Consider the following 15873-nt stretch of genomic DNA (forward strand, 5'->3'; position numbering starts at 1 on the left):
ACGTAGAAAAGGTCTGCCTCCGACCCGAATGGTCGCATCGGAGGCAGACCTTGTTGCCTTGAAGACCCCTATTGGCGTGCGAGGCCGACGAATGAGGTCCAAGCGGCAGGGCTGACGGTGAGACCCTGGCGGGCGGTGTCCTTCGAGTCACGCACGTGGATGGCGTGGGGGCAGATGCTCATCTCGACGCACTGTCCCCCTTCCCCACTGCTGTGGCTCGACTTGCGCCACGCCATGGCGACCTCGACGCAATCCCCACCCTCGCCACTGCTGTAGCTGCTCTTGAACCAGACCAGACCTGGCATGGCCGGATCGCGCTCGTTATTGATCATCACTCTCCAAGCAACTTCTCGATGAGGGCCAGCGATTCACGCGGGGTGAGGGCTTGGGCCCTCAGTAGACCGTACTGCTCTTCCAGCTCGCGTACAGACTTCCGCTCCGAGTACAGACGACTGTCCTTGTACGCCTCCACGTACGCAATCCTCCGCCCCTCAACCGTCTCGATCAAGGTGAATGGACCAGCCAGCCCGGCGTGCTCATCACGCTTGTTGGGCATCACCTGAATCTCCACGTTGCGCCTCTGGCCGTACAACAGAAGCTGTTCCAGCTGGCCGCGCATCACGCGCTCACCACCCAGCGGCCTTGTAAGCACCGATTCCTCGATCACGAAGCTGATGGTCGGCAAGGGTTGACGGGCAAAGATCTGCTGCCTTGCTAGACGGGCCTGAACCCGCTCCTCAATCGTGCGCTCGCTCAACAAGGGGCGTCTCATGGTGAACACGGCCCTGGCGTACTCCTCAGTCTGCATCAGCCCTTTCACCACGTGCGTGTCATAGGCGTGCAGCTCGACCGCCTCCGTCTCCAGCCTTGCCGCATCGCGGAAGAACGACGGATACTGCGCCCGCGCGACTTCCTCCTTCATCTCCTTCAGGACCCCGCCCGCGTCCAGCAGTTCATCGGCCTGGTCGATGAATTGCGGCGGCGGAATGCGGCGTCCCTGCTCGTACGCGGCGATCGTGGACGCCGAGTAACCCAGCCGCGCGCCGAACTCGGTGCGTTCCATGCCGGCCCGTAGCCGGAAGCGTTTGAGCTGGCGGCCGAAGACCCGCAGCATGCCCGATCCCGGCTCGGGCTTCGGCTCGGCTCCCGGTTCGTCGTCTGCCGATTGTGTCGATTCGTTCATGCCCGGCATCACCTCCACCGGCCAACGCCGTTCCGCGTTCGCCGTCACGCCCTGCCCCGCTTACACGCGTACGCCGATCGCTTACCGCCACCGGCCGTATGCGCGCCGTTCCTTCCCCACGGTAGGTGCGCGGCGGAAGCGTTTACCGCATGAACGGCCAAACTTCCCTCACACCGGTAGCCCTGGAGTTCTCGATGCGCTTCACCTCCTCGCCCCGAGGTGCGCGCCTCGCACGGCGGCTGGTCTCGCAGCGGCTCGACAGCTGGGGCCACCCCTACTCCTCCTCTGCCAACGAAGCGCTGACGCTGATCGCCGCCGAGCTGACCTCCAACGCCGTACGGCACGGCCATGTCCCCGGCCGGGACTTCCACCTCCGACTGACGTGGGAGGCCGGCACTCTGCGCATCGAGGTGAGCGACAGCCGCACCGATCGCGTACCGCTCTTCTCCGGCGAGGAGCCGCCGGGTGACGCCGAGTCGGGGCGCGGGCTCCTCCTGGTGGCCCGGCTGGCGGACCGCTGGGCGATCTCGCCGCGCGCTGGAGCCCCGGGGAAGACCGCGTGGGCCGAGCTGTCCGTACCCTGCATGGAGGGCTGTCGGCCGGGTGGGAGTTCACCCGGCCGGGCGGCGATGACCGTTACTCCCCGCGATCACCGGGTTCCGTGAGGAGGGGGGCGGCAGCCGTCGCCGAAGTCGTACCGAAGCGTCTGCGGTATTCGCTGGGCGTGGTGCCGAGATGGCGGGCAAAGGCACGCCGGAGGGTCTCGTCGCTGCCGAGGCCGCTGTGCTGTGCCGCCGAGGTGACGCTGTGTCCGTCCAGGAGGAGCTGCTGGGCGCGGTCGAGGCGGACGCGTTCGACCCAGCGGGCGGGGGTGGTGTTCAGCTCGTTCTGGAACAGGCGGGTCAGATGCCGGGGGCTGACGGCCGCGGCCTGGGCCATGGCGGGCAGGGTGTGCTCGCCCGCCGGGTCGGCGAGGACGGCGGCGAGCAGCGGGCGGAGCACCCGGCTGCGGGGCGGCGGGGTCGTGACGGCCGTGGAGAACTGCGACTGTCCGCCGGGGCGTTGCATGAAGACGACCAGCTCGCGGGCGATCTCCCGGGCGGTGTCCGCCCCGTGGTCGTCCTCCACCAGCGCGAGGGTCAGATCGATGCCCGCGCTGATCCCGGCGGAGGTGAGGTACCGCCCGTCGCGGACATGGAGGGCGTCCGGCTCCACGCGTACCCGGGGATGGCGGTGGGCGAGGGCCTGGACGTGCCGCCAGTGGGTGGTCGCCCGGCGTCCGTCCAGCAGGCCGAGGGCGGCGAGGACGAAGGCGCCGGTGCAGACCGAGGCGACCCGGGCGGCCCGCTCGGCGAGGGCTCCGGCCGCCGACAGCAGCTCGTCCTCGACGGCCCGCTCGGCGAGCCGGTCGCCGCCGGCGATGACGAGCGTGCCGACGGGGCCGGCATCGGCCGCCGGCGCCGCCCCCGTCAGGGTGAGCCCCGAGGACGTCCTCACCTCGCCGCCGCGCGGCGAGACCAGCACCACGTCGTACGCATACGGGGCGCCGAGCCGGCCCGCCTGGTGCAGCACCTCCCCGGGGCCGGTGACATCGAGCATGGTCACGCCGTCGAACACCAGGATGGCCACGCGCCCCGTCACGTCGGTCATGTCCGAATCCGTGGTTTCCCTGGCTCAATAGACATGGCAACAGGTTAGGGCACGCGCGAAGGTGGAGGTCATCAGCGAACACGGAGCGAGAGCGCGGATGACCGCGGACATCCGCGGACATCCGCGGACATCCGCGGACATCATGGAAGGGCGCACACACATCATGGGCGAGACCATTGCGGGCGTGCGGATCCCGGACAGCGCCCTGGCGCGCGAGGCTACCGAGCTGGTGCGGGACGCCGCCCCGCCGCTGCTGTTCGATCACTCCCGGCGGGTGTTCCTGTTCGGGTCGCTGCGCGGCCGGGAGCAGGGGCTGGAGTTCGATCCCGAGCTGCTGTACGTGGGCGCGATGTTCCACGACCTGGGGCTGACCGAGCGTTTCCGCCGTACGGACCAGCGGTTCGAGATCGACGGCGCCGACGAGGCCCGCCGCTTCCTCCGCGGGCACGGCATCACGGGCGAACGGGCCGACCGGGTCTGGACGGCGATCGCCCTGCACACCACCCCTGAGATCCCACTCCACATGGCGCCCGAGGTGGCTCTCGTCACCCGCGGCGTGGAGCTCGACGTCCTGGGCATCGGCTACCAGGCGGTCTCCGACGGACAGCGCGCGGCCGTCGTCGCGGCGCACCCGCGCCCGGACTTCAAGAACCGGATCCTCGCCGCGTTCACCGACGGCGTCAAGGACCGTCCGCGGACCACCTTCGGCAATGTCAAGGCGGACGTCCTCGCGCACTTCGCCCCCGGGTTCCAGCGCGGCGACTTCGTGGAGGTCATCGAGAACTCCGGCTGGCCCGAATGAGCTGACATGAAGGTGAACGAACCGAAGGAGGCGTCATGGCCCCGCCCTTGAGGATTCCACCGCTCCACTGCCCCTTTCCCGACGATGTCCATCCCGAGGCCGACACGATCGACCGCACCTCGCTGAGGTGGCTCGACAGGTTCGGCCTCATCACCGATCCCGCCACGCGGGCCCGCTTCGGCCAGTCGAAGATCGGCTGGCAGGCATCACGCACGACACCGCACGCCGACGCGGAGCTGGTGCAGCTGCACTCCGACTGGCAGATGTGGCTGTTCGCCTTCGACGATGTCCGATCGGAGGAGTCCGAGGCGGGCGGCCATCCCGGCCGGATGGCCCGGAGCCTGGTGCCCTGTCTGCGGATCCTTGAGGACCCGGATACGCCGGTACGGGACGAGGATCCGTTCACCGCGGCCCTGCGGGATCTCCGCCGCCACCTGGGCCTGGTCGCGGGCCCGTTACAGCTCGACCGCTTCATCACCTCCGTGCTGGGCTACTGGTTCGCCCAGGTCTGGGAGGCCGGAAACCGGGCTGACGCGGTGTGGCCCACCGTCGAGGAGTACACGGCCATGCGCGTCCACACGGGCGCGGTGCCGACCTGTCTGGCGCTGATCGACGTCGTGGGACGGTTCGAACTCCCAGCGGCCGAGCTGGCGCGTCACGAGGTGAAAGCACTGACGACGAAGGCCGTCAACGTCGTCTGCTGGGCCAATGACATCCACTCCTACGAGAAGGAAGCCGCCCGCAGCAGCCATCCGGTCAACCTGCCCACCCTGCTGCACCGCCGTGACGGCGGCACGGTCCAGGCGGCGATCGACCTCGCCGCCCGGATGCACGACGACGAGGTCGCCGCCTACGTCGAACTCCGCAGCCGTGTGACCGCAGGACCGGAACTGGAACGCTACCTGGACGGGCTCCAGTCATGGATGCGCGGCAACCTCACCTGGTCCCTGTCGACGGGCCGGTACCGACAGACACCCGTCCAGAGCTGAGGCATCCACCGGGCCCTCCGATGACCTGCATGCGCGAGCGGTGGTGAGTGCTCGGGACCTCAGAGGGTGGCCAGGGTATCGGGCGCCAGTCCGAGTTCCCTCTCCGCGACGGTGCGGGCCAGGTCCGAGATCGGGTCGGTACGGGCGCCGGCGCTGGTGTTGATGTAGGCACTGCTTCCGTCGATCGCGACGAGGATGCGTACGGCCGCCGCCCACGGGTTCGCACAGTGGAAGAGCCGCGTGCCCGTGCCCGCTGCGATGAGCTGTTCGATGCGGCGGCACCAGAGCAGCTCCTGGTCGACGACGTGGTCGCGGAGCACGGGGCGATAGCGCGACAGATGCCGTGCGTTCAGCCAGAGCTTGCTGACGTTGTCGAACTCGGTGCCCGCAATGAGGACGAAGAAGCGCCGCAGAGTACTCAACGGGGTCTCGTGCCCGGGGCCCGCAGGCCCTTCCGGGAGGAGCCCGTCGAGTTCGGCCCTGGTGGCGCTGGTGAACGCCTCCGCCACCAGGGTGTCGGCGGCGGGGAAGTAGTGGCTGACCAGTCCTGGCTGGACCCCGAGCTCGTCGGCGACCCGCCGCAGCGTGATGCACTCCAGTCCTTCGGTGAGCCCGACCAGCGCGGCGGCGCGGACGATCTCCTGGCGGCGCTCGGTCGGCGCCTTGCGGGTTCGTGTGCCGGAATCCCTTGACGTCATGGAGCGAATGCTATTGAGTGAGTGACCAATCGGCAATTGGCCAGGTGACCAATAGCGGTAGGGCTGTGGAAAACCGCAGCTCGGGTCGGCATCCCGCCCCGACACCAGGGGAGCGAATCCCCGCTCCCCTGGAACCGGCACCTGGGGCGCATCGTGCCGACCCTCGATCTCGCGGCACGGGCACAGCCCGCGCACGCAGACCGGCGCACAGCACCTGTACAGGAGACCAACGTGCACGACACTCACACCGATGCCGGCGAACTCGCCGAGTACGGCTACCAGCAAGAGCTGAAACGGACCCTGTCCGCGTGGGCCGTGTTCGCGATCGGATTCGCGACGATCTCCCCCGTCGTCGGGGTGTACGCCGTCGTCCAGCTGGGTTTCGTCTTCGCGGGCCCCGCGTGGATCTGGGCGGTCGTCGTCGCCTTCCTCGGCCAGCTGCTGGTCGCCCTGGTCTACGCCGAGCTGTCGTCCCAGTTCCCGGTCACGGGCGGGGTCTACCAGTGGGTGCGCCGGCTGGGCGGGCCACGACTCGGCTGGCTGGTCGGCTGGATCTACCTGGCCTCCGCCGTGGCATCCCTGACCACCGTGGCCTACCTGGGGGCCGCCTGGCTGTACATGCTCTTCAGCGAAGGCACTCCGTCGAGCGCCACCCATGTGCTCCTGGGCGTGGTCTTCGTCGCGGTGGCGCTCGGGATCAATCTCCTCGGCGTCAACCCGGTGAAGCACTTCCTCAACGCCGGCATCATCGCCGAGGGCGTCGCCTCGATCGCGGTGAGCGTGTTCCTGCTGCTCTTCGTGCACAACAACGGCTTCGGGATCCTCTTCGAGACGCTTGGGGCGGAGTCGGCCTCCGGTGGCTCCGCCCTGGCGGGCTTCCTGACCGCTCTAGCGGTCGCCGGCTGGGCGTTCCTGGGCTTCGACGCGACCACTCAGGTGGCCGAAGAGACCGAGCAGCCGCGACGCAACGTACCCAGGGCGCTACTGCGCGCCTATCTCTTCGTCGCTCTCACGGTCCTGCTGACCGGGCTCGCTGTGACGCTCGCGCTGCGCAGCCCCGAGGACGCAGTCTCCGGCACCCTCGCGGACCCGGTCTTCACCGCCGTCACCGAGGGGCTGGGCGGTTGGAGCGAGAAGCCCTTCATCCTCCTCGTCCTGATCGCGTTCATCGCCTGCGCCATCTCGATCCAGACGTACATCGGCCGCGCCGTCTTCTCCTTCGCCCGAGACCGCCAGCTGCCCTTCTCCGCGAAGCTCGCCACCGTCGGGCCGCGCCAGATCCCTTACGTCTCACTCATCGCGACGGCCGTGCTCGCCAGCCTCGGACTTCTCCTCGGGCTGAACGGCAACGCCGCCGCGACACTGATCGCGTTCGGCTCCGGCGGCTTCTACTTCATCTTCCTCACTGTCGCGGTCGTGGCGCTCGTCGCCCGGCTGACGGGCCGCTGGAACCCTGCCGCGGGACAGCTCAGGCTGGGACGGGCCGGCCTGGTGATCAACGTGCTCGCTGTCGTGTGGCTGCTCTTCGAGGCCGTCAACATCGCCTGGCCCCGTGCCGAGCTCGCCCCGGCCGACGGCAGCTGGGTCCAGGTCTGGGCCGTGATCCTGGTCTTCTCCGCCCTCTTCGTCGCCGGCCTGCTGTACATCGTGATCGTCAAGCCCCACACCAAGCTCCCCGCCACCGCGACCTCCCAGCCCGCCACCCCGACCCCGGAAAGGTGAAGACGTCCTGATGTCGTCGAAACTCTCCCCCGCCATCGTCTTCGATCCCACCGCGGGACTGGGCTCGCGTGATGTGTCCATCCGGTCCGCCGGGCCGGGCGAGGTCGAGATCGAGGTACGCGCAGCGGGCGTGTGCCACTCCGACCTGCATGTCGTGACGGGCGACTGGCCCAGCGACCGCCCCCTCGTCCTCGGGCACGAAGCGGCCGGAGTGGTGACCTCGGTCGGGGCCGACGTCACCTCGCTGAAGGCCGGTGACCATGTGGTCCTGTCCTGGTTCGCACCGTGCCGCCGCTGCCGCAGATGCGTCGCCGGAACGGCGTGGCTGTGCACCGGCACCAAGGCCGTCGCCAACATGCTCCCCGACGGCACCACCGCGTTCGCGGACGACCAGGGCGAGCCGCTCTGGCCCTACCTCGGTCTTGGTGCCTTCACGGAGCGGCTGATCGTGCCGGAAGTGGCTGCGGTGAAGGTCCCGGACGAGCTCCCCTTCAGCATCGGCGCCCTCCTCGGCTGCTCCGTCACGACCGGCATCGGCGCCGTCGTGAACACCGCGGGCGTCCGCCCCGGCGAGTCCGCGGTGGTCATCGGCACCGGCGGAGTCGGACTCTCCGTCGTGATGGGCCTCCGCCTGATCGGAGCCGACCCCATCATCGCCGTCGACCTCTCAGCCGAACGCCTCGCCACGGCACGGCGGTTCGGCGCCACCCACATCCTCGACGGCGCCGGGACCGATGTGGCCGCCTGGTGCCGGCAGGAGTTCGGCGGGGTGGACTACGCCTTCGAGGCGATAGGAAGCCCCAAGGTCATCGGCACGCTCCCGGCCATGCTCACCTCGGGCGGGGCGGCGGTTCTGGTGGGTATGGCGGCGACCGGCGCGACAGCCTCGTTCGACCCCTTCGACCTCGCCGACCAGGGAAAGCGGATCCTCGGCTGCAACTACGGCTCCAGCATCGGGGAGATCGACATCCCGAAACTGGCCCGCCTCTACCTGGCAGGCCAACTGCCCCTGGACGACCTCGTCGGCCGCACCCGGCCCCTGCACGAGGCGGCGGCGGCGTTCGACGACCTCCGGTCGAACACCGGCGTCAGAACGATTCTCGAACCGTGAGACACCACCCCCTCGCCCGGCGCGGCACGGCACACACATGCGCACAAGCAGGAGCGACGGAGGCCGCGGCCGTCCCAACCAGTTCCAGGAGGCATGATGTACGCCGTCACCGACCCGACCACCGGTGAGGTCACCGCTACCTACCGGACCGCCACGGACGCAGAGGTGACGGCGGCCGTCGAGGCCGCCCACACGGCCACTGCCTGGGGGCGCACCGGCTCCGTGGCCGAGCGCGCGGCACTGCTGCGACGGCTCGGCGATCTGCACACCGAGCGCCGGGACGAGCTGGCCGCGAGCATCGTCCAGGAGATGGGCAAGCCGCTCCAGGAGGCCGAGGGCGAGATCGACTTCTGCACCGACATCTACCACTACTACGCCGACCACGCCGAGGAGTTCCTCGCCGACGAACCGCTCGACGTCCTCTCCGGCCCCGGAACCGCCGTCATCCGGCGCAGCCCGGTGGGCGTACTCCTCGGCATCATGCCGTGGAACTTCCCGGCCTACCAGGTCGCCCGCTTCGCCGCCCCGAACCTGGCGCTCGGCAACACCATCGTGCTCAAGCACGCGCCGCAGTGCCCGGCCACCGCAGCGCTGCTGGAGAAGCTGTTCACCGAGGCGGGCTTCCCGGCCGGGGCCTACGTCAACGTGTACGCCACCAACGAGCAGATCGCCGGCGTCATCGCCGACCCCCGTGTCCAGGGAGTCTCGCTCACCGGATCCGAACGGGCGGGCGCGGCCGTCGCGGAGATCGCCGGGCGGCACCTCAAGAAGGTCGTCCTCGAACTCGGCGGCTCCGACCCCTTCATCGTCCTGTCCGCCGACGATCTCGACGCGGTCGTCGACTCCGCCGTCGCCGCCCGCCTCGACAACACCGGGCAGGCGTGCAACGCCGCCAAGCGGTTCGTGGTCCTCGACCACCTCCACGACGCGTTCGTCGAGCGGTTCACCGCCAGGCTGCTCACGAGCGAGACCGGTGCGCCGCTGTCGTCGGCCGCCGCAGCCGAGAACCTGGGCCGCCAGGTCGACGCGGCGGTGGCCCAGGGAGCCACCCTGCACAGCACCGGGAAGCGACGCGGCGCCTACTTCCCGGCCGGGGTCCTGACCGGTCTCACCACCGAACACCCGGCGGCCCGGGAGGAGTTGTTCGGCCCGGTGGCGATGGTCTTCGCCGCCGTCGACGAGGAGGATGCCGTGCGGATAGCGAATGACACCCCCTACGGTCTCGGCTCGTATCTCTTCACCACCGACCCGGCGCAGGCCGAGCGGGTCGCCGACCGGATCGAGGCCGGCATGGTCTTCGTCAACGGCGTCGGCGCCGAAGGGGCCGAACTGCCCTTCGGCGGCGTCAAGCGCTCCGGGTTCGGGCGCGAGCTCGGACGGCTCGGGATCGAGGAGTTCGTCAACAAAAAACTCATCCGGACCGTTGCCTGAGTGTGACCGGAGAGGTCTGCCGGTGAACGGTTCCGGTTGCCGTACGGGGGCGGGGCGTTCCGCCCGGCTTGGGAAAACGCCTGGGTGACGGCGCCTGCTCGCGCGTCAGCCCTTCCGGTTCAGCGCATGGCGCGGTCGGCGGTCTGGATCAGCTTCTCCACCGCGCCGGGGTGGCTGACCATGACGGAGTGGGAGGCTCCCCGTACCTCGACCTGGCCCCGCATGTTCGCGCGGTCGTACTCCCAGCGTTGCAGGGCGGGCGGTATGGCCTTGTCCGCGGCGGCAACCAGGCCCCAGAACAGGATGTTCCGCCAGGCGGCGGCCCGGGTGGGGCCGGTGAGGTGGGTGGTGGCGGCGGGGCGTTGCCCACCGTACCGACACCGGCCTCGCCGCCTCCGGGCCGGGCCCGCTGACCACGCCATCCGTCGACATGCACCGCCCACGGGTGGGCGCAAGACAAGGGCGGTCACCATCCCCTTCCTGGCCACCACCAAGTCAACGGCCGTCGGCATCCTCTGTAAGGGACACAATTTCACCGTCCACAAGACCAGCGGGAATCGGCACCAGATCACGGCCGAGGTCAACATGCCACGGTCCGGTCTGCGCGGGGCGGCCCGTGCCACGGGGGCCGAGCTCCGTAGTGAGCTCGGCCCCGATGGATGGGCGGCCGTCCTCGACCGCGACGGCAGTGGATGTTTCAGGGCCTTCCCCTGGGTGACCCCATCACCTTTTCTGCCGAGTGGTTCGTTCCCTTTCGGACACCGAATGGACGAAGGTGATCGTGCGGGAACGCATGCCCACACGGCGTTGCTCGATCATTTCCTCGACCGGGGGATCGAAAGGCTGGCGGATCGGCTTGCTGTGCAGCTTCACCGCGCAGTCGAGGTCGGTGCAGAGGAGAAGGCCCACCGTATTCAGACGCTTGCGCTTGTCCCGGGACGGGAGTCGAGCGGTAAAGAGTGACACCTCGTTGAACCGGCGGGTGAACCGGCACAGGTCGCACATCATCGCGCGCGATCCGTGTGCCGCGTCGTTCGGGGCCTGCCGCAGCAGCACTCCCAACGCCTGATCGTCGGCCTCGGTGACGAGGTAGGCACGCTGCGGGGAGCGCAGGTCCCGCCATCCGAGGTAGTCGACTCGGTCCCAGCGGACGTCGTCGAACCAGGTGGGCAGCCGAACCTTGTTGTCGGTTGAGTCCAGGTTCACGATCGCGCCGCGTACCTCTTCCCGGGTCATCGGACGCATGGCAGCTCCCGGCGAGTTGCCCACGCGCGGATGAACGCGCCGGTCGGGACGGTGTGTGGAAGGGGTAGGAGAGTCCTTTGGGTACTGGACACTCGGGGTGCTCCTTGCTGAGAAGTCCGTCATGACAGCAAGAGCAGGCCGAGCGGCTCGACGAAGACGCCCACCCGCTCGCCGCGACATACGTGCGGACTTGGAAGCGTGGGCTGGTTCAGAGCACCGGAGAATCACGTCCGGTCCGCCGTCCGGCAAGGACGGCGTCAGGGAAACAGACGGCTAGGCGGTGCAGCGAGGCGCGCTCGGCGCGGGCCGAAACATAAAAATCCCTCTTCCAGGGCACAGCGGGCCCAGAACAGATCGACGGAGCTCCGCCAGGTTAACAACAGCCCCCGGAGCAGTGGCAACCGATTTACTGGCCACCTCCTCGGCTCCGTGGAGAGCGAAGACACCTGGCGACGGGCGGTGGTGCCGGCCCCGGCCATCGGGGCCGGCGCCACCGGGGTGTCGGCGGGGCTCAGCGGCGCCGGGTGAGCAGGGTGACCGCCCGGTCGAACGCGGAGTCGCGGTCGGCGGCGAACTCCTCCGCGGTGAAGACGGGAACGGTGATGTGCGGGGGTATGCCCGGGCCTTCGTGGGAGTTCCCGCGCGGGGTGGTGTACCGCTCGTTGGAGAGGCCGAAGCGCCAGCCGTTGGGCAGGGCCCGGGCCAGGATGTCGGAGAGTGCGCCCTGGGTGTGCTCGCCGATCAGGGTGGTCGGCAGCGGGCGTTCGGCGAGGGCCTTGACGAAGGTCTCACCCGCGCTGACGGTGGCTCCCGAGGCGAGGACGGCGATCGGGCCGGTGTAGCGGGGCACTCCCTGAGCCGGGGCCACGCGGGCGGTGTACCGGGGGGTGAAACGGGTGTCGTCATCGGGGTCGTTCCTGGCCTCCTTGCGGTAGGCCGGATAGCCGCGGTCGGTCAGCCGGGCGGCGATCTGCAGGCCCAGCTCGTCGCTGCCCCCCTGATTGACCCGGACATCGACGATGAGTCCGCGCCAGGCACCGGGACCCCGGGTGCGGGCCCGGGTGACGATACGGTCGAGCACCCGGTCGAGTTCGGCGGCGTCGGTTTCGATGGTGGGAGAGCCGGCTGTGTACCCCCCGAACCGGCCGATCCGCAGATAGCCGATTCCGCCCGGGACTTCCGCGTAGCCGATGGCACCCCCGGCATGGGTCTCCAGCGGGGTACCGCCGAGGTTGCGGCGCTCGACGAAGGCACGGACCCGTTCGTCGTAGGCGTCGTCGGGGAGGACCGTCCCGGCGCGCTGCCCGGAGGTGACACGGCCCAGATCAGAGGCCTCCACTCCGACATGGGCGTCCTGGAGGGGCTCGGCCATCGCGGAGAGTATGCCGAACAGCTCCTCCTGGGTGGTGCCCGCGTGCACCGTCGGGCGGTACCGGGCCCGCATCGCGTCCCAGTCGACGCCCCGGCGCTCGAAGAAGGCGTAGTTCTCCTTGAAGGTCTGCCAGAAGACGTCGAAGACTGCCACCGGACCGGTGAGCGGGGGCTGTTCGCAGCGCGGCGGCAGTGCGGCGATCCGGCGCAGGGAGCGGGGGCCCAGAGAGCCGTGGACGCGCAGTGCTGCGCGGTCGCCGGCCCGTGGCGTCACCGTCAGGCTGTATTCCGGGCTGTCGAAACGCACGGCGCCGCCAGGGCCGGTCCCGCCCGCGCTCCGGGCGGCGGGTCCGGGCAGACAGCTCAGTTCGGTGGTGTCCCAGACCCGCAGATCACGGCCGTGAATGGAGACGACGGTCCCGTATCCGTCCATCTGCCAGACACCCTCGACCGAGACTCCCCCGGACCCGGACCCGGACCCGGACCCGGACCCGGACCCGGATCGCGGTACCGCGGCGGGGGCGGGCGCCGCGGCGGCGGTGGACAGGGAGCCCGCGAGGGCGAGTGCCGTCCCGGCGGCGATGAGGACTCCGCGCCGGGACGCCGGACGCCTGCCCCGGCGGTCCTCGACGGCGGATGCGGCTGATATCTCTGGTGTCACTGTGTTCCTCCGGTGGTCGGTCACCGAGCATCCTTCCGGCGCCGGCGCGGCCACCGCGTCCACCTGCGGGTGCCACCCGCGTCAACCATCGGTCGTACAAGCCGAGTTACTTCCCCCTAGGGTGCGCGCGGGCGACCTGCCCTTCCGCCGGGGTACGTCCGGCCGGGGACACCGCCGCTCCACCGCTCAGTGCTCCCGCCCCGCGCGCTGCCGGAGGGCTCCAGTGATCACCGCCGCGTTGGTCCTGTTGAGCCTGACGGTCGTCTCCTCGGTGAAGGGAGCGGCCAGGATCGACCGGTTCCCGAGCGCGTGGGGGCCGGTCGGTACGGGGATCACTCCGCTCGGCGCGGTGGCTTGTGGAGGTCGCCCCGGCGGAGTGGCGTGGGCCGCAGTGGGGCGACGAGGACTGACGGCAGCCGCCATGGCCTGTATCGAGAGGTTCCCGAGGTCAGCAGGCCCCGGCCGACAGCACGAACCGCCCAGTGGCCTCGTCCTTCCCGAACGGACGAGGCCCACAACGCACCTCACGCACATCGACAAAACCGCAGGTCAGGCGTCCTTCTTCACCGGCTCCAGGATTGCCACGCACTCCACGTGGTGCGTCATCGGGAAGATGTCGGCCTGGGTGTGGTTGAAGATAAGTGCAGGTCAGAGGCTATTTGGTGAGCGCGGTTGCGGCTGATTCTGGGTCACGAGCGTCATATGAGCGTCAAGCGCAAGAGGGCTCGGGCGAGCGACGGGGTTCGGTGCCGGTCGTCGTTCGAGCCGGCTCTTCACTCTGCGTGAAGGGCGCCTGGAGCCGTCATTCCCTCAGCGCCGTAGGCGGTTGCGTCCCTTCCGCCGGTGGTGGTGCGACAAGGAGTGGTGCACCGAGCCGGATCGTCCCGATCAGATGTCGCGGAAGAGACCAGCCAGGTCTGTGACCTGCCGCGTTTGCTGGGGTCAGGTTGCTGACCTGTGTAAATGTTCTTTCGGTTGTTTCATGGTCATGCCCGTTGATGTAGCCGGAAGTCCCAGAAAAGTCCCAGGGAAATCCCACTGCCCGTCGTCCCCTCGTCGTCATCGATCTCGCGGACACGTACTCGTTCCGCCACCCGGACAACCTGGCGACATCGCGCCGTCCGGACCGACATCCGAACAGCGCGTCACGTCACTACGGGGCAAAAGTTGTCTGATGCGGCACTAGCTCATCGAGAAGGCCGGCTTCGGCATCGTGGACTTGCGATGTTCCTTGCCGAAGGACCGTACCCAACTCGCCGGAGTCAGCTGGCGAAAACGGAAACCTCGACTAGCCCGTCCCCGCGAGGCTGAATTCACCTCATCGAGCCGTCGTTGCGCAGCGTTGCCGCTTCTCCGATCGGCCCTGCCAGGAACTACGATCGCACTACTGACCGGCGTCGGATGGGAGAACAGGTCTGCACATGCCATCGGCAGGGCTGGTGGTTTCGATTTCTGCACAAGTCAGTTGACTCGACGATTTCCGGGCGGGACTTCGCTCCGGTGCATTCCGACGACGACAGAGCCCGGACCCCCGGGGGACAGACTCTTGCGTATCAGGTCGATGATGTAGTCCCAGCCGGTGTCGCGTGTGCCGATCCACCCGTCCCTGAGCAAGGTGGTAAAGGTGGTGTTGTTCAGATACCGGGGAACCGAGTCCTCGACGATACGTGTCCCGCCGGACGGTCCACCGGCTTCGGGGCGTTGGAGCAGCTCCCAGAAATGCTGCCGTGTGAGGTACATGCCGGGTATGAGGGTGGCTGAGTTCATCATGAAGGGAACGGTTCGGCACAGCTTGACCATGCTTGGCGTGGTGACCAGGCGCGGGTCTCCCAGCGCCACGGAGCCCTGGTGGTTCGCCCGAGCCCACTCGTCCGTGGCCCTGCACTCTTCGTCCACTGCCTCCATCCTCTTCAGTTCCCGCTCACCGGTGCCGTCGTGCCAGTAGACCCAGCTGCGTCCGCTCTGCCGCATGCGCTTGTACTGGACCGTCGCCACACTGCGCGCGTGCTCGTTCACGTAGATCATGTCGACGCCCATGACGGTCTCGGCATGCGTCCGGTTGGCGTTGTACACGAACAACCGGTGGGGGGATTCGGAGCTGCGGCGGTAGATCCGCCAGCCGACCTGCACGGCGTCCTCGCCCTCCATGCCGGGGAAGCGCATGTAGTCATGGACGATCTGCTGGTCTTCGATCTGACGGAGGGTGGGAAGCCCTTCGAGGAAGGGCACGGATCGTGAATGGGGATCGTTCTCACCCAGCGGTGGCTGCCACGCTTCGAGCGGGTCGCGATCTGCGCCGAATGTCTCAAGGAGGGTGCCTACGGCATCCTTTTCGAGGCTCAGTCGTTCTCCCACCTCCCCGGTCGGAGGATTGGCTCCCAGGCTGCTCTCCAGGCCGGCCAGTGTCTCGTTCAGTTCCGGCCGCAGGTGCCGGACGGCATCGAGCAAATTCTCGCCGGCTGCAGGAGACATGCGGCCGTCGTCGCGGAGATAGCGCCGGCTGGCACCCATGACGCCCTGGAGATCAATGAGTGGCAGTGGCAACTGGAGTGCGGTGAAGTCGCGTGTGATAAGGGCCCGCTCGTATGTACCTGACCGTCTGCCAGGGAAGACGCTTCCCACCCCGATGATCCTGCGTTGCTCGTGCCGGGCATGACGGTCCGTGAAGAAGGCGAGACACCATACGCGCGGCTTTCTCCATTCTTTGTGGGGGTATGCGAATGTTCGCTCACCGCGGTGCAGCCACGCTGGAGGTCTTTCGGGGAGCCGTTCCATCATCAGCGCAGTGCTGTGCACCAGAGCGACGGCGACCATCTGTGTAACCTCCTGGATCTTGCGGGACTGCAGGATCATATTGCTGGGTGGGTCCCCGCCTCCAGGGCCGAGTAGCTTGCGATCAGCCATGTGAGTGGCAGTAGTTCAACGGCGTTCCTCGTCGAGCCTGCTCAGCAATCGGGACTGATGTTGGGGCAGCGCAGGCCCTTCAGGAACTATGCCCATCCTTCTGACC

The 15873-nt window shown here is 68.7% G+C and carries 15 protein-coding genes; 6 read left to right on the plus strand and 9 right to left on the minus strand.

The genetic code is table 11. The annotated features are described in order from the left end of the window. Positions 1–68: 68 nt before the first annotated feature. Together FF041_RS02815 and FF041_RS02820 are read right to left on the minus strand one after the other, a co-directional pair. Positions 69–332, minus strand: a complete 264-nt coding sequence (locus tag FF041_RS02815) for a DUF397 domain-containing protein (RefSeq protein ID WP_228388000.1) — start codon at positions 330–332, stop codon at positions 69–71. After that, positions 332–1183 (minus strand): helix-turn-helix domain-containing protein, encoded by an 852-nt coding sequence (locus FF041_RS02820; protein WP_153520930.1) that lies wholly within the window; start codon positions 1181–1183, stop codon positions 332–334. The genes FF041_RS02815 and FF041_RS02820 overlap by 1 nt, the downstream gene beginning before the upstream one ends. 149 nt (positions 1184–1332) lie before the next feature. On the opposite strand from FF041_RS02820, the gene FF041_RS02825 reads away from it, so the two are divergent. Then, on the plus strand, positions 1333–1848 hold the full coding sequence (locus FF041_RS02825) for an ATP-binding protein (protein WP_228388001.1): 516 nt from the start codon (positions 1333–1335) through the stop codon (positions 1846–1848). Here FF041_RS02825 and FF041_RS02830 read toward each other — a convergent pair. Next, positions 1820–2833: a GlxA family transcriptional regulator gene (locus FF041_RS02830; protein ID WP_153520874.1), complete on the minus strand. Its 1014-nt coding sequence runs from the start codon at positions 2831–2833 to the stop codon at positions 1820–1822. The two genes, FF041_RS02825 and FF041_RS02830, sit on opposite strands and share 29 nt — an antisense overlap. 163 nt (positions 2834–2996) lie before the next feature. Here FF041_RS02830 and FF041_RS02835 point away from each other — a divergent pair, with 163 nt between their 5' ends. Then, entirely contained in the window at positions 2997–3635 is a 639-nt protein-coding gene (locus tag FF041_RS02835; RefSeq protein WP_153520875.1) for an HD domain-containing protein, read from the plus strand. Positions 3636–3670: 35 nt separating this feature from the next. Next, the gene (locus FF041_RS02840) at positions 3671–4624 is read left to right on the plus strand and encodes a terpene synthase family protein (protein WP_153520876.1); all 954 of its coding nucleotides are present in this window, start codon (positions 3671–3673) and stop codon (positions 4622–4624) included. A gap of 59 nt (positions 4625–4683) precedes the next feature. Here FF041_RS02840 and FF041_RS02845 read toward each other — a convergent pair whose 3' ends face one another. After that, positions 4684–5322, minus strand: coding sequence for a TetR/AcrR family transcriptional regulator (locus tag FF041_RS02845; RefSeq protein WP_153520877.1), 639 nt, complete (start codon positions 5320–5322; stop codon positions 4684–4686). A gap of 231 nt (positions 5323–5553) precedes the next feature. Between FF041_RS02845 and FF041_RS02850 the strand changes: the two genes are divergently transcribed. From FF041_RS02850 to FF041_RS02860, 3 genes are all read left to right on the plus strand, one after another. After that, a complete protein-coding gene (locus FF041_RS02850) occupies positions 5554–7044 on the plus strand; it encodes an APC family permease (protein WP_323391060.1) in 1491 nt (496 codons plus the stop codon). A gap of 10 nt (positions 7045–7054) precedes the next feature. Continuing rightward, the gene (locus FF041_RS02855) at positions 7055–8155 is read left to right on the plus strand and encodes an alcohol dehydrogenase catalytic domain-containing protein (protein WP_153520879.1); all 1101 of its coding nucleotides are present in this window, start codon (positions 7055–7057) and stop codon (positions 8153–8155) included. A 93-nt stretch (positions 8156–8248) separates the two neighbouring features. Continuing rightward, positions 8249–9586, plus strand: coding sequence for an NAD-dependent succinate-semialdehyde dehydrogenase (locus FF041_RS02860; RefSeq protein WP_407698101.1), 1338 nt, complete (start codon positions 8249–8251; stop codon positions 9584–9586). Between the two features lie 119 nt (positions 9587–9705). On the opposite strand, the gene FF041_RS02865 is transcribed toward FF041_RS02860, so the two are convergent. From FF041_RS02865 to FF041_RS02885, 5 genes are all read right to left on the minus strand, one after another. Then, a complete protein-coding gene (locus FF041_RS02865; protein ID WP_194291914.1) occupies positions 9706–10008 on the minus strand; it encodes an alpha/beta fold hydrolase in 303 nt (100 codons plus the stop codon). A 301-nt stretch (positions 10009–10309) separates the two neighbouring features. Then, entirely contained in the window at positions 10310–10822 is a 513-nt protein-coding gene (locus tag FF041_RS02870; protein WP_228388006.1) for an FBP domain-containing protein, read from the minus strand. A gap of 520 nt (positions 10823–11342) precedes the next feature. Next, positions 11343–12635 carry a S41 family peptidase gene (locus FF041_RS02875; protein WP_228388002.1) on the minus strand — a complete coding sequence of 431 codons (1293 nt, stop codon included), beginning with the start codon at positions 12633–12635 and terminating at the stop codon, positions 11343–11345. 414 nt (positions 12636–13049) lie between these two features. Further along, positions 13050–13199, minus strand: a complete 150-nt coding sequence (locus FF041_RS02880) for a hypothetical protein (RefSeq protein WP_153520881.1) — start codon at positions 13197–13199, stop codon at positions 13050–13052. Between the two features lie 1125 nt (positions 13200–14324). After that, the gene (locus FF041_RS02885) at positions 14325–15716 is read right to left on the minus strand and encodes a hypothetical protein (protein WP_153520882.1); all 1392 of its coding nucleotides are present in this window, start codon (positions 15714–15716) and stop codon (positions 14325–14327) included. Positions 15717–15873: the final 157 nt, after the last annotated feature.

The organism is Streptomyces jumonjinensis (genome assembly GCF_009600885.1).
Classification (GTDB): Bacteria; Actinomycetota; Actinomycetes; order Streptomycetales; family Streptomycetaceae; genus Streptomyces; species Streptomyces jumonjinensis.

Excerpts from the sequence above, each read along its gene's own strand:
- FF041_RS02875 (WP_228388002.1), bottom strand. The coding sequence starts at position 12,635 with ATGGACGGATACGGGACCGTCGTCTCCATTCACGGCCGTGATCTGCGG.
- FF041_RS02865 (WP_194291914.1), bottom strand. The coding sequence starts at position 10,008 with ATGGCGTGGTCAGCGGGCCCGGCCCGGAGGCGGCGAGGCCGGTGTCGG.
- FF041_RS02815 (WP_228388000.1), bottom strand. The coding sequence starts at position 332 with ATGATCAATAACGAGCGCGATCCGGCCATGCCAGGTCTGGTCTGGTTC.
- FF041_RS02840 (WP_153520876.1), top strand. The coding sequence starts at position 3,671 with ATGGCCCCGCCCTTGAGGATTCCACCGCTCCACTGCCCCTTTCCCGAC.
- FF041_RS02855 (WP_153520879.1), top strand. The coding sequence starts at position 7,055 with ATGTCGTCGAAACTCTCCCCCGCCATCGTCTTCGATCCCACCGCGGGA.
- FF041_RS02835 (WP_153520875.1), top strand. The coding sequence starts at position 2,997 with ATGGGCGAGACCATTGCGGGCGTGCGGATCCCGGACAGCGCCCTGGCG.
- FF041_RS02860 (WP_407698101.1), top strand. The coding sequence starts at position 8,249 with ATGATGTACGCCGTCACCGACCCGACCACCGGTGAGGTCACCGCTACC.
- FF041_RS02845 (WP_153520877.1), bottom strand. The coding sequence starts at position 5,322 with ATGACGTCAAGGGATTCCGGCACACGAACCCGCAAGGCGCCGACCGAG.
- FF041_RS02830 (WP_153520874.1), bottom strand. The coding sequence starts at position 2,833 with ATGACCGACGTGACGGGGCGCGTGGCCATCCTGGTGTTCGACGGCGTG.
- FF041_RS02870 (WP_228388006.1), bottom strand. The coding sequence starts at position 10,822 with ATGACCCGGGAAGAGGTACGCGGCGCGATCGTGAACCTGGACTCAACC.
- FF041_RS02885 (WP_153520882.1), bottom strand. The coding sequence starts at position 15,716 with ATGATCCTGCAGTCCCGCAAGATCCAGGAGGTTACACAGATGGTCGCC.
- FF041_RS02825 (WP_228388001.1), top strand. The coding sequence starts at position 1,333 with ATGAACGGCCAAACTTCCCTCACACCGGTAGCCCTGGAGTTCTCGATG.
- FF041_RS02820 (WP_153520930.1), bottom strand. The coding sequence starts at position 1,183 with ATGAACGAATCGACACAATCGGCAGACGACGAACCGGGAGCCGAGCCG.